Source organism: Anaerobacillus sp. 63XJN7_4_ISO-PGPR-S23-413 (assembly GCF_056173725.1).
In genome coordinates this window covers 1,387,689-1,400,939 of record NZ_CM149688.1, presented here as the reverse complement: position 1 = coordinate 1,400,939, position 13,251 = coordinate 1,387,689, and the positions used below count along the sequence as shown (strand labels likewise).

Sequence of the window (13,251 nt, the reverse complement as noted above, 5' to 3'; positions counted from 1 at the left end):
GACTTGAAAATTTATTTTTTCTGCTTTCGACTGTTTGCCTTCTTCGTTTTAACACTCTTCGTTCCTGGCTGTTTTTTTATCCACTTCAAATAACGACGAATTCGATCGTCTTCTTTGAGCTGTGGAATGGTATTGAGCCTAATAGCAAGCTCCTTGTTCGTATAAAGAGCATGGATTTGCTTATGACAAGGCACACATAGCCAGGCGGTTGGTTTGAAAGAACCGCCTTCTTCTTTAGGGGTTAAATGGTGAAGCGTGCATTTGGTAACCGTTCTTCCACATAATTCACACACCTCCATCTAAACACCCCTCTGTAAGGTATTGTTTGTTACTTTGATAAGAGCTATTCAAACTACATAAATGCCTTAAGTTCTAGCGATTAGATGCTCAGAATATCTTTTATTTCATCTTCAGATAGACTAGAGATCATCGTTTCTCCAGGTTGGATAACTTTCTCTATGAGTTCTTTTTTCTTTTGCTGAAGCTCATAAATTTTCTCTTCAATGGTACCCTGGGTAATTAACCTCATAACTTGAACAACTTTTTTCTGTCCGATTCGGTGAGCTCGTCCCGCAGCCTGTTCCTCAACAGCTGGATTCCACCACAGATCATACAAAATAACCGTATCGGCGCCAGTTAAATTTAAACCTGTTCCTCCTGCTTTCAATGAGATAAGAAAAATTTCATTCTCACCATCATTGAATCGCTCGGTCATTTCAACTCGATCTTTCGAAGGCGTCTGACCATCCAAATAGAAAGCGGAATAGCCTAAATCCGTTAGCTTTTGATGAATGATCTTTAACATGCTCGAGAATTGCGAAAAGATCAGGAGACGTTTCTTGTTTTCGATTGATGTCGTAACAATATCTAAAAGCTGCTCAAGTTTACCCGATTGACCCTGGTAATTTTCAACGAATAAAGACGGATGGCAGCATAGCTGCCTTAAACGAGTAAGGCCAGCCAGTATTTTCATGCGATTTTTTTGGAAACCATCTCCAGCAAGGCTTTCTTTAGTTTCCTGCTGAATACGGTGCAAGTAGCCAATGTACAGTTCTTTTTGCTGTTTTGTTAGCTCTGATACTTGAACCGTCTCAATCTTATCAGGAAGCTCTTTAAGTACATCCTTCTTCACACGTCTTAGAATAAATGGCTTGACCATTCTCGAAATTCGCTCATGTGGTAAATTTCTGAACGTGGATTGATCCGGGAAGAATCCAGGCATAATCGAGTGAAAAAGTGCCCATAGTTCATCAAGTGAATTCTCAATTGGAGTTCCGCTGAGTGCAAACCGCTTCTTAGCACTTAACTGTCTCACAGCTTGTGAGGTCTTTGTGGCAGGATTCTTAATTGCCTGAGCCTCATCAAGAATAACGGAATCAAATTGAATGGTTTCATAATGGGCAATATCCTGCCTGAGCGTCGGATATGAAGTTATCCAAACATCTGGCTGAAGCCCTTGACTTAGAAGCTCTTTCCGCTCATTTGGCGTACCAGTATTCACTTCAATCTGAAGTCCAGGAGCAAATTTCTCAAACTCCTTTTTCCAGTTATAAATAAGTGATGCTGGTGCGACAACTAGCGCCATCGCTTCTGGATTATCTTTTTTCTCAGACAGCAAGTAGGCAATGCTTTGCAATGTCTTACCTAGTCCCATGTCATCTGCAAGAATCCCACCCAACTGATAATGGGCAAGTGCTTTTAGCCATTGATAGCCCGTCATTTGGTACGAGCGAAGATCAGCTTCTAGCCCTGTAGGAAGATCAAACTGAAGGTCTTCTGGGTGCTTTAAACGAGAGATAAGGTCTCGGAAAGCCTTGCTATAACGTGAAGCGTGCTTTCCACCGCTCATTCTTTCGTCGAGCTGGAGTCCTCTATAGAGTGGCAGATGAAGCTCTCCTCTTTCGATATCTTTTTCTTTTATATTCAGGTCGTCGAATAGCTGACTAACATGTTGAAAATCTTCATTTTCAATTGAAACGAAGGCACCATTCGCAAGGCGATAATAGCGATCTTTTTCGATCACGGCTTTAAGAATATGAGAGATTTCTTCTTCATCCAATCCCTTCATGTCAAAGCTTACATCAAGCCAATTTCCACTATGATCCATATCTACTGATGTTACTGGAGCCGATGATTCATCCAATAACCAACCCCGTGCAGATTCTGTTAGAAACACATCAGCAAGGTCATTTAGTTCTGGGATCGTCCAGTAAAGAAAGTCAAATATCACCGCTTCATCTTCTGCATATAGCTCTTTACCGTTGAATTTTAGTGATGCTTGTTCAATAAGAGACATAATCGTTTGTTCCTTTTCACTGTCTCTTAAGACAATGCCTCCCTGGTCATTTACGATCCGGGAATCATCTTTAAAAGGATTGATCACATCTTCGCCATATTCATATTCAACGTTAACTAGAAGTCGCTGTCCTTCTGCATTTACATAGACTCTCGCACGCAAATCAGGGTTAATGATTTTTTCATTGATCTGTTCAGAGATCGTTACATCCCCAAGCTTTTTGAGACCTGGAACGACCTGAGAAAGGAATGGTTCAATCTGTGTTTGAGAAATGGATAAGTCACTTTTTCTAGCCGCACTTCGAAAATGAGACAGATCCCTTAATAAGGACTGCTGTTTTTTCGACAGTTTGTAAAGCTTCTCATCATGAAATAACCATCCATAAGTAGGAAAATAAGCGGCACTTTGAAACCCATTTAACTGTAGTACGTAATCATCATCCCGCTGTTCAATTTCAAACGAAAATGGTAACCCACCATCAAAAAGCTCGGTCTCTTCATAAAGCGTCCGATTGTATTCAAACCGAATCAATCGATTTTGCTTTAAAAACTCTGAAAGAAACTCGTTCGCTGTCAGTGGGGGTAAAATCAATTCACGGTTTTCAGTAAAACGCCCCCAGTTATCAGGTAAATCCAAATAAACCTTCTCATTCCTTCTTATTGCGAGTAGAAGTTGAATAAAAGGCTCATCGAGTTCATGAAACGTATGTTCATCTGGTTCATAACTGAACTTTTTCGTAAACAAATAAGATTGCTCATCAAGAACCGCATCTAGAAATGCGCGAATATCTTTCACGACATATAAACGGTTTATCCCCACTTTAAGTTCAAGTGTCCACGGAGAATCCCCTTGAGATTTACGAAGCGTTGGGTAAGAGCTCGCTTTCAATGTAAACTCAATCTTCAACTGATCCGATCTCAATCTTGAGCGATTCGCTTCGGGTTGATAATCACTTAATACTTGAATGAGCTGATTTGTTTCACTGTAGCTTCGTGGTGATTGAGGTACCTGTGATGGTTTTTCCTTTTCACTTTCTTCCGGCCCCTTCTCGCTGATTGCAATAAGCACAGCAGCAAGATGCTTACAAGTGCCATATGTTTCAAATGCTTGACACTCACAAGACCCAAACCAGTTATCACCAAGTAGCTCAATTAACACGCCATATTCAGAATTTCCGTTTACATAAGCTCGATAAGACTGATCTTCTTTATCATATGTAAGCTCAGATACGCGCCCATTCTGAAAATAGGTGAGACCTCTTTGATAGAAGCTCACTGGAAAACGTTCTTTTATTTCACTTTTAGTAAACATAGAAAAATGCTTCATATCCACATCACATCAATTCCAATGGTAGTAGTAACCTTCATTATACAATTTTCCACATCTTCTTCAAAATATTGCGCGACCCAAAAGAGCATAATAGCATATTTTTCCCTGAATTCAAAATGAGACTTCTAATTTAGGCCGTTTGGACATGTATTAAAGAAAGAGGAATTCCTTATTTCAAGGTTACATTCGTTACGATTAATGATCTCTAGATGTTTGGCTCATTCGAGTGAACCCTTCACTTCATTCGAATAAATCAACTATCTATCCACTCCAACAGCCTGCTCAAAAGTATTTATCCTGAATCAGAATACATAGATAAAAGGAGATTGCTCGCCATGCTAGAAATTGCTATTGCTCACATTATCTTGGGCTTATCAATTGCTGCTCCGCTCGGTCCAATAAACATTGAAATCATGAAGCGAGGAATTCATAAAGGGTTCTGGTCTTCTCTCTTCGTAGGAGCAGGTGGAATGAGTGCAGACCTTGTACTCATGTATTTGATGTACTTCGGTATTGCAACTTTTGTTAAGCTGACTATTGTCCAAATTAGTTTAATGATTCTCGGAGCCATTATCTTAACGATTTCAGGGATTCAAGGCTTTCGATCTCAAGTAAGTCTTGATGAAGACGAGGACAAAGAAAGAACGGGTTTATTTCATTCCTACGCAACCGGTTTTATGATCGCTGCATTTAATCCAATGAACCTTCTTTTCTGGCTCGGTATTTACGGATCAGTGCTTAGCGTTTCACTGCAACAACCAGACAAATGGCAGGCCTTTTTCTTATCTGCACTCGTTTTCATTGGGATCGGCCTTTGGAATGTCAATCTTTGTATGACCGTCCACTTCGGAAAATCACTAATGAAACCTCGAACGCTCCGCGCGATTAGTGTAACCGCCAGTCTCGTATTATTATTTTTTGGTTTACGGTTCGGCTACCTTGCAGCTGAAATGATTTTCGTTGCTTCAAAATAGGATTGGCTATGCAGCCAATCCTATTACGTCTTCATTTTGACTACGAATGTTTTTGAAGAAGCATTCTCGTTACAATGATGCGTTTACGTAAAATAAACATAAGCTGCAATGCCTGCTATAGCGAGAACGCTTACAAGAAGATAAATAGCGGAAATGGTAACCGTTGTATTCTTCGCTTTCTTCCCATACCCAGGATCACTTTTTCCGGCAACCATTAGCGTACCAATTAAAATAATAACAAGAAAAATAACAATAAGCGTTGTTGCAATTGTGATCATCCCCATCCCTCCCTACCTTCATCATACACTGTCTCCTTTCTGTAATAAACCTGCAAAAGTGTGACACATTTGTTATGATAGAAAACATGTGCGTTTTCGCACAAAAAATAAGAAAGAAAAAGGAGAGTATCTATGAGGAGAGGAATCTTAGTCCTAGTCATTGCAGCACTTTCAATTCTAGCAGCTTGTGGATCTGGAGAAAGTGAAGAGTCGAAAGGAACGGTTACGTTTGGATTAAACAACTGGGCTGAAAATATCGCCGTTTCAAATATGTGGAAAGTGATACTTGAAGAAAAAGGATACGACATTGAACTAAAATCAATGGAAAAGTCACCAGTTTGGGCTGGTATTTCACAGGGCGACCTTGATGTAGCAGCAGAGGTTTGGCTACCTACGACTGATAAGCCACTATATGAAGAGTACAAAGAAGATGTTGAGATGCAAGAAACATGGTATGAGGGTACTGGTCTTGGCCTCGTTGTCCCTTCGTATATGGATATCAATAGTATAGAAGAACTGAACGACAAAAAAAGCGAACTTGGATTAGAGCAAATTGTTGGAATTGATCCGGGCGCTAGCTTGATGGAAATGAGCAGAACGGCTGTTGATGAATATGAATTAAATTATGACCTTGTCGATAGCTCTGGTCCAGCGATGATGAGTGAGCTTAAGAAAGCTTATGAAGACGAAGAACCTATTATTGTCACGCTGTGGAATCCTCACTGGGCTTTTGCAGAATATGACTTAAAGTACCTGGAAGATCCCAAAAATGTTTATGGTGAAGCGGACGATATTTACTTTATGACAAGAACAGATTTCAGTGACGATCACCCTGAAATCGTTAAGTGGATGAACAATTGGAAGATGGATGATGATTCACTCGGTAGTCTAATGGCAACGATTAAGAATGCTGACGACACCGAAACAGGCGCAAAGCGGTGGGTTGAAGAGAACGAAGAGCTTGTCTCTCAATGGACTGAATAACGGCCTGAACTCATCTTCGAATTCTTTATCTATTAGCTCTCATGAATGGCTTTATTTTTTAGTTCATTTGTTTGACTAACCAATATGAAAAGGAACCCGAATGGGTTCCTTTTCGTGATTTGACATTATATTTAAGAATGTGTCAAATCATTTTCTGCAACAACTTTGCCAATCGTCTTTCCTGATTCAAGTCGTGCATGAGCGTCACCGATCGTAGTAAAAGTAAAGCTTTGTTCATCCAAAACCGGCTTTAATATGCCGTGATCTACCATATGCGCAACGCGGTTTAGAATGTCTCCGTGATGCTCTCTTCCTTCATTCGTTAACATCGGAACGAGCATTAAAACACCATGGTACGAAGCACTTTTCACATAAAGTTGTGTCATATCGTGTTCACCACTGCCAACAATACAGGCAACGTCGCCGCCATTTTTCACTGCTTGAAATGACTTTTCCATGTTATCTCCGCCTACTGTATCAAAAACAGCATCGAAACCTTTTCCATCTGTATAGTGATTAACATATTCTTCGACAGACGTTTCTTTATAATTGATCGCGTAATCAGCACCGAGTTCTTGACCCAGCTTCATTTTCTCATTCGTTGAAGCTGTCGTATAGACGATGGCACCTAGTGATTTAGCAATCTGAATAGCGATGTGCCCAACGCCGCCTGTCGCACCGTGAATAAGAACATTTTGTCCTGGCTTTACATTGATTCGATCAATGAGCGCTTCCCACGCCGTGATAGAGATGAGCGGCAATGCGGCAGCTTCTTTCATAGATAAACGCGCTGGTTTCTTAGCTACAAGCTTTTGATCAACAATCATTTGTTCACGCAGTGCTCCGTCGAGGCCTTTTACTCCGCCTGCACAAGCAAATACTTCGTCACCTTTTTTAAACACGCTTCCTTCATATGCTTCCTCCACAATGCCAGCTACATCTCCATGTAGAACGGCTGGAAATGCTGGAGCAAACGCTTCTGCTTGACCAGATCGTATTTTCATATCCACTGGATTAACGCTTGTTGCTTTCACGTTAATTCTCACTTCACCAGCTTTTAATTCTCTTGATGAGAGCTCTTCTATACGAAAATTTGATGGTGCTCCAAATTCGTTAATCACAACTGCTTTCATGACTAAACACCCTTCCTGGTTCTAATTCAAATTACCTTGTTCATTCTTCTGCGTTTCCCCGATATCTTTCTAAACAAACAGGTATTTCATTCAGAATTTATGACCAAACTCATTATACAGCCGGTCATTATCTTTTCATAATAAAAGGTGCTGTCAGATGACCGGCCTATCAATGCAAGTCATTGAAGTGGCCCTTCTCACTAGTTTGAGAAGGGCTTCTTCACGTTCATTTGGATATGGTTAGTAAGCTGGATGTATCTTGATTACGAAATCCTATTGATGATGTTATTTACCTCTGAGACGCTATCTCGAATTATTTCCTCCGCGGATTTCGAAGTACTCAACCGTGGGTTTTGCCCCGACCACAATGACATCCATTCAGGATGATTTTGCTCAGCTGCTTGTTTACGAATCTCTTTTGTTAAAGTGTTTAACACTGGGTAACCAGGAAACATGGGTAAGTTAGATTCAGTCATTTCGGTCATAAAATCATTTTTTATACCACGAGCAGACTTCCCACTAAATACGGGTGTGATCATTGTTTGTTCTTCCGTGCTCGTTAATATCGCTTGTTTGTGAAGAGGGTGACCCCCACTTTCTTGACACGTCACAAATGCTGTTCCCATCTGAACAGCTCCAGCTCCCAGAACAAGCATACTGAGAATTCCTCGTCCATCCATGATTCCACCAGCCGCTATAACAGGAATATTTATGACATCAACCGTTTGTGGGATAAGAGAGGAAATACCGACAAGTGAAGAATCAACTTCACTTTCAAAAGTGCCGCGATGTCCACCCGCTTCTGCCCCTTGCATCACCACAAGATCCATTCCGCTTTCTTCATTGATAATGGCTTCATTTACCGTCGTTGCCGTTCCGATAAGGATAATTCCTTTACGCTTTAGTTGCTGGACATCCTCTTTTGAAGGAATTCCAAAAGTAAAGCTACATACAGGTACATCTTCCTCTATTAAAATCTTAAGCTTTTCTTTGTATTCTTTTTTTAAAACCGAAAAAGTCTTCTCTTTATAACTATAGTCTTCTATACCAAGTTTTGTAGCATAGCGCTGAAGCACCTGCTTCGTCTGCTCCACCACTTCATTGGAGGAGTGATCCTCCTCAGGAATAAACAAGTTAACAGCAAAAGCCCTTGACGTGAACTGTTTAATGTCTTTTATCGCGACCCTCATTTGATCAGGTGTCATGTACCCAGCCCCTAAGCTGCCTAAGCCTTCCGTATTCGATACAGAAGCAACTAATTGAGGTGTTGTCACCCCTCCGGCCATTCCCGCCTGTACGATCGGATATTCGATGTTTAATATGGAAGTTACGAGAGTTTCATTCCACAAGACTACCATCTTCCTTTCTATCTCTTCCTTTGCCCTTTAAAATACTTCTTTATAAAAAGAATGACTCCTTCAAATTACGCTGAGGAATTTATATTGCAATTCGATTGATCTACCGCTATGATAATGTTAACCAAATATACATAAATGGTTAACATTATTGTCGCAGGGGGGAATGAGTCTTGAAAGAAAACGCTTATTTGCCTGAAGAATGGCATGTTGTCGTGGAAGAAGCAATGGAAGCTTATGTCACTAAAGAAGAATTCCAAGCATTCTTAATAGAATATAGCCTACAAAAAGCGTGTATTAAAAGCCAGGAGTAAATTCTCCTGGCTTTTTAGTTGCAAAGAACGAAGCTATATAACTGGATATTTTAGAATAGCCTGAGGCCCTGAGCGCCCGTTCTTTTTCTTATTAGTATGAATAAACCCCGCTCCTAAATAAATCTTCTTAGCTGCTTCATTGTCTTCATTAACCCCAAGAACGATTTCATGACAATTAGGGAAATGCCTTTTTACAAACTGTTCTAGCAGCTGTAAAGAGGCTTTCGCAATCCCTCTTCCTTGCTCAGGTCGATTGATTGAATACGCTCTTAACAGAACGGCCTTAGTATTATCTGAATACGAGAAGGTATCATCCCCACGATCTAGAACGAAAAAGCCAACTGGCTGATCCTTTTCCATAATAACCACAGGAAAGCGATCATGATCGATCTGGCATTTCTCATTTGCAGGGACTGGCATCGACGTGAAAGCGAGCTGCCTTTCATCTAGAGTGAATGATTTCAATGCACTAATATGATCTTTTTCAGCTTTCACAAGATAGATGTTTTCTTCTTTAACCCTCACATGAAAGACTCCTCTCCAACCTAACTCTTTTGTTCATTATTACTCGTCAACTAAGAGAATTCAATATGACAGTAAGATAAAGAAGCGCTCCTAATTATAGGAGCGCTTCTTTCATTGCTTTTCACGTCTAGCAAAATCAACAAATCTAAATTTATCAAGCCGGTGCCTTGATTCAGTATACTCAATTAATGTGGTGTCATTTAGATAAACGTAGTTTCGAACCACGACAACATGATTGTAATCATGCAAATCCAGGTAGAGACGATCCTCTTCATCCGCCTCTTCCACTACAATTTCCTTTTTAGCATAGCTTACGACAAGGCCAAGGTCATTCTCTAAATAATCATAGATCGAATTCTCACAAATTGTTTTTGTGAGCTCTGGAACAAATTCTACTGGAAAATAATCGCGATCAAGTATAATTTTCTCTCCATCTATTTCACGAGCTCTTACAACATGCCATACTTGTGCATTGTCTTTTAGCTCCAACTGCTCACTAACCCATTTCGACGGAAGTTTTTTTTCTAGATCATGAACGATAGTACGAGAAGAGCGATTCATTTTTTGAGAGATTTCCTTAAAGCTCACAAGACCAGAAACCGGAAATTCATAACGGTTAAGGTCGAGAACGACAGATCCTCGCGCTTTAATTTTCTGAATCAAACCATTTTGAGAAAGCAAATTAAGAGCTTTACGAATCGTCTCTCGCGATGTTCCGTACGCTTCCGCTAACTCGTGTTCTGAAGGTAATTTAGTATTCGGTTGATAGGTACCATTTTGTATATTCAGAGAGAGATCATTATATATTTGCTGGTACTTGGTTTGCTTCATAGACTCACCTTGCCTTAGTTAGATGATAAGCAATCGACTCATATGGTCGCAATGACACTTTCTTGAAAGTGTTAGGGGTGTCTTCATAATTCGATAATAGAACCTCTGCATGATAACCATTTACTTCCACATCTTCCGGAAGTTCAAACGTTACTTCACTTTCATAGAAATTATTGATCACAAGAAGCTTTTCATTTTCACCGTTCCTTACATAAGCGAAAAGCTGTGGGTGTTCAGCTAAAAGAAGCTCATAGTCACCGTATGTGATCAAATCCATATTTTTTCTAAGTGCGATTAGCTTCTGATAATGTTCAAATACTGAATGACTCTCATTAAGTGTATCTTCGACGTTAATGTCTTCATAGTTTTTCGCAACGGGTATCCATGGTTCCCCTGTTGTAAACCCAGCGTTAGCTTCTGAATTCCATTGAACAGGCGTTCTTGAGTTATCTCTTGATTTATGACGCAAAATCTCGAGTACTTCCTCTTCACTATACCCTTTTTCCTCTTTAAGAATGGAGTAAATATTCAACGACTCTACATCGCGATAAGATGAGATCGCATCAAACTTTGGATTCGTCATCCCAATTTCTTCTCCCTGATAAATATACGGAGTACCTTGCATCAGGTGCATTGTTGTCGCTAGCATTTTGGCTGACTCACGTCTGTACTCCCCGTCATTCCCGTAGCGTGATACGATTCGGGGCTGGTCATGGTTACACCAGAAGAGGGCATTCCAGCCTCCACCTTCATACATTTCCGCCTGCCATGTTGATAGAATCTCTTTTAGCTTTAGGAAATCAAAATCGGCTACAGACCACTTTTCGCCATTAGGATAATCGACTTTTAAATGATGGAAATTGAATGTCATGCTCAATTCATTTCGCTTAGGATTAGAGTATTTAATGCAGTTGTCAATCGTTGTGGAAGACATCTCTCCAACCGTCATGCTGTTATATTTCATAAACACATTGCGATTCATTTCGTTCATATACTCATGCACTTTTGGACCATCTGTATAGAATTTACGTCCGTCTCCAGGAGCTACAGAACCATCATCATTTGGGAAATTCTGATCTTTCGAAATAAGGTTAATCACATCGAGACGAAAACCATCGACCCCTTTTTCAAACCAGAATGTCATCATATCATACACTTCATCTCTTACTTTTTCATTCTCCCAGTTAAGATCAGCCTGTGTGACATCAAAAAGATGTAAGTAATATTGACCGGTTTCTTTATCAAACTGCCACGCATTACCACCGAATTTTGACTGCCAGTTTGTTGGTTCTGCTCCATTTACGCCATCTTTCCAGATGTAATAGTCTCGATAAGGATTATCCTTTGATTTACGAGACTCGACGAACCACTGATGCTCGGTAGACGTATGATTCACAACGATATCCATAATGATCTTAATGTCTTTTGAATGGGCTTCTTGAAGAAGACGATCGAAATCCTCCATTGTTCCATACTCTTCATAAATACTAAAGTAGTCTCGAATATCATATCCATTGTCATTCTGAGGTGAATCATAGATTGGTGTTAGCCAAACGACATCCACTCCAAGTTCACTTAAATAATCCAGCTTTTCAATAATGCCTTGAATATCCCCCGTACCGTTACCAGTCGTATCGTTAAAGCTTTTCGGATAAATTTGATAAACGACTGACTTCTTCCACCATGGTTGTTGCATATCAATCAACTCCTAATTGTATACTTGAAAAAACAAACAAAGGCGATACCATCGGAGCAGCTTAAGTGCCTGATGATATCGCTCCTTTTTATTTACTCGCTTACTTTTCTAACTTTCCCATACAAGAATGTTAAAACAAATGGTACGACGAGTGCGATGGCCATCCCCATAAAGAAAGCACCCCAGTATTCTTTAAAGATTGAAAGGAAGCCTGGTATACCACCTACACCGATCGATGTCGCTTCAACACCACTAACCGTAATAACAAGACCAGCCACAGCTGAACCAATAATTGCTGCAAAGAACGGGAACTTAAAGCGTAAATTCACACCGAATAGCGCAGGTTCAGTGACGCCAAGGAAAGCAGAGACAGCCGAAGTACCTGCAAGTCCTTTCGTTTTCTCATTACGTGTAATCAGCATCATCGCAAGTGCCGCTGCACCCTGGGCGATGTTGGAAAGTGCTAGCATCGGCCATAAGAATGTGCTTCCCGTACTGCCGATTAACTGCAAATCTACAGCAAGGAACGTATGGTGCATTCCCGTGATAACGAGTGGCGCATATAAAGCCCCATACACTAATCCACCAATAGCTGGTGCAAAATCAAATAATCCAATAAAACCATCCGTTAAGAGATTCGCAATCCAGAATGTCACCGGTCCAATAAGAGTAAACGCTAGGAATCCAGTTACAAGAAGGGCAACAGGAGCCACTATGAGCATTTGAATGGAATCTGGAATCCGCTTGTTAAGAAACGTTTCAATTTTGGCTAATATATAAGCTGACACAAGAACAGGCAAGACTTGCCCTTGATACCCAATCTTCTCTATTTCAAGTCCAAACAAATTCCATGTTGGAATATCGTCGGCTTCTCCATATGCCCATGCATTGAGGAGATCAGGGTGAACAAGAATAAGACCTAGTACAATACCGAGCAATGGACTTCCGCCAAATTGCTTCGCTGCTGACCAACCAATTAAGCCAGGTAAAAAGACGAAGGCTGTGTTAGCAATCAGGTTAATAATACTCGCTAAATCTGCCCACTGTGGATACACCTCTACAAGTGGATCACTAAAGAAGATATCCGGTGCTGTGAGAATATTATTAATCCCAAGAAGCAAACCAGCTGTTACGATTGCAGGTAAAATCGGTATAAAAATATCAGCAAGTGTTTTCACACCGCGCTGGAGGATATTTTGTTTACTTGCAGCCGCATCTTTCACGTCCTGTTTGGACGCGCTTTCAATATCTGCCATCTCAGCAAAGATCTTAAATACTTTATCAACGGTTCCTTGACCGATAACTACCTGAAACTGCCCATTCGCCGAAAAAGAACCTTTGACAAGCTCATTCTCTTCAAGTGCTTTTGTATCTACTTTACTTTCATCATGCAAAACAAGACGCAGACGGGTTACACAATGTGTTGCGGTCGAAATATTTTCCTTACCGCCTATGGCTTCCAGGATCTGTTCGACAGACTCTCGATTAATCGCCATGTTTTCTTCCCCCTTAGAAATAATTAGATAGATCCTAAGA

The 13,251-nt window shown here is 40.5% G+C and carries 12 protein-coding genes; 3 read left to right on the top strand and 9 right to left on the bottom strand.

The annotated features are described in order from the left end of the window. Window positions 1-11 precede the first annotated feature (11 nt). Together AC0VYO_RS07655 and AC0VYO_RS07650 are read right to left on the bottom strand one after the other, a co-directional pair. Complete coding sequence (locus AC0VYO_RS07655; RefSeq protein ID WP_430242314.1) at window positions 12-299, bottom strand: HNH endonuclease; 288 nt, start codon at window positions 297-299, stop codon at window positions 12-14. Between the two features lie 80 nt (window positions 300-379). Further along, a complete protein-coding gene (locus AC0VYO_RS07650; RefSeq protein WP_475369049.1) occupies window positions 380-3,622 on the bottom strand; it encodes a DEAD/DEAH box helicase in 3,243 nt (1,080 codons plus the stop codon). Window positions 3,623-3,960: 338 nt separating this feature from the next. On the opposite strand from AC0VYO_RS07650, the gene AC0VYO_RS07645 reads away from it, so the two are divergent. Continuing rightward, the gene (locus AC0VYO_RS07645; protein WP_475367086.1) at window positions 3,961-4,599 is read left to right on the top strand and encodes a LysE family translocator; all 639 of its coding nucleotides are present in this window, start codon (window positions 3,961-3,963) and stop codon (window positions 4,597-4,599) included. Window positions 4,600-4,682: 83 nt separating this feature from the next. Here the strand turns inward: AC0VYO_RS07645 and AC0VYO_RS07640 are convergent, their stop codons facing one another. Next, a complete protein-coding gene (locus tag AC0VYO_RS07640; protein ID WP_194221031.1) occupies window positions 4,683-4,877 on the bottom strand; it encodes a hypothetical protein in 195 nt (64 codons plus the stop codon). A gap of 132 nt (window positions 4,878-5,009) precedes the next feature. Here AC0VYO_RS07640 and AC0VYO_RS07635 point away from each other — a divergent pair, with 132 nt between their 5' ends. Continuing rightward, the gene (locus AC0VYO_RS07635; RefSeq protein ID WP_475368796.1) at window positions 5,010-5,861 is read left to right on the top strand and encodes a glycine betaine ABC transporter substrate-binding protein; all 852 of its coding nucleotides are present in this window, start codon (window positions 5,010-5,012) and stop codon (window positions 5,859-5,861) included. A 131-nt stretch (window positions 5,862-5,992) separates the two neighbouring features. Here AC0VYO_RS07635 and AC0VYO_RS07630 read toward each other — a convergent pair whose 3' ends face one another. Next, complete coding sequence (locus tag AC0VYO_RS07630) at window positions 5,993-6,994, bottom strand: zinc-dependent alcohol dehydrogenase family protein (RefSeq protein ID WP_475368795.1); 1,002 nt, start codon at window positions 6,992-6,994, stop codon at window positions 5,993-5,995. A gap of 263 nt (window positions 6,995-7,257) precedes the next feature. Then, complete coding sequence (locus tag AC0VYO_RS07625) at window positions 7,258-8,352, bottom strand: NAD(P)H-dependent flavin oxidoreductase (RefSeq protein WP_475368794.1); 1,095 nt, start codon at window positions 8,350-8,352, stop codon at window positions 7,258-7,260. A gap of 170 nt (window positions 8,353-8,522) precedes the next feature. Between AC0VYO_RS07625 and AC0VYO_RS07620 the strand changes: the two genes are divergently transcribed. Next, entirely contained in the window at window positions 8,523-8,663 is a 141-nt protein-coding gene (locus AC0VYO_RS07620) for a hypothetical protein (protein ID WP_475368793.1), read from the top strand. A gap of 33 nt (window positions 8,664-8,696) precedes the next feature. On the opposite strand, the gene AC0VYO_RS07615 is transcribed toward AC0VYO_RS07620, so the two are convergent. From AC0VYO_RS07615 to treP, 4 genes are all read right to left on the bottom strand, one after another. Then, window positions 8,697-9,188, bottom strand: coding sequence for a GNAT family N-acetyltransferase (locus AC0VYO_RS07615; protein WP_475368792.1), 492 nt, complete (start codon window positions 9,186-9,188; stop codon window positions 8,697-8,699). A gap of 111 nt (window positions 9,189-9,299) precedes the next feature. Continuing rightward, window positions 9,300-10,019 (bottom strand): trehalose operon repressor, encoded by a 720-nt coding sequence (gene treR / locus AC0VYO_RS07610; RefSeq protein ID WP_303535999.1) that lies wholly within the window; start codon window positions 10,017-10,019, stop codon window positions 9,300-9,302. A gap of 4 nt (window positions 10,020-10,023) precedes the next feature. Next, complete coding sequence (gene treC, locus AC0VYO_RS07605; RefSeq protein ID WP_475368791.1) at window positions 10,024-11,715, bottom strand: alpha,alpha-phosphotrehalase; 1,692 nt, start codon at window positions 11,713-11,715, stop codon at window positions 10,024-10,026. 92 nt (window positions 11,716-11,807) lie between these two features. Next, the gene (gene treP, locus AC0VYO_RS07600; protein WP_194221023.1) at window positions 11,808-13,211 is read right to left on the bottom strand and encodes a PTS system trehalose-specific EIIBC component; all 1,404 of its coding nucleotides are present in this window, start codon (window positions 13,209-13,211) and stop codon (window positions 11,808-11,810) included. Between the last annotated feature and the right edge of the window lie 40 nt (window positions 13,212-13,251).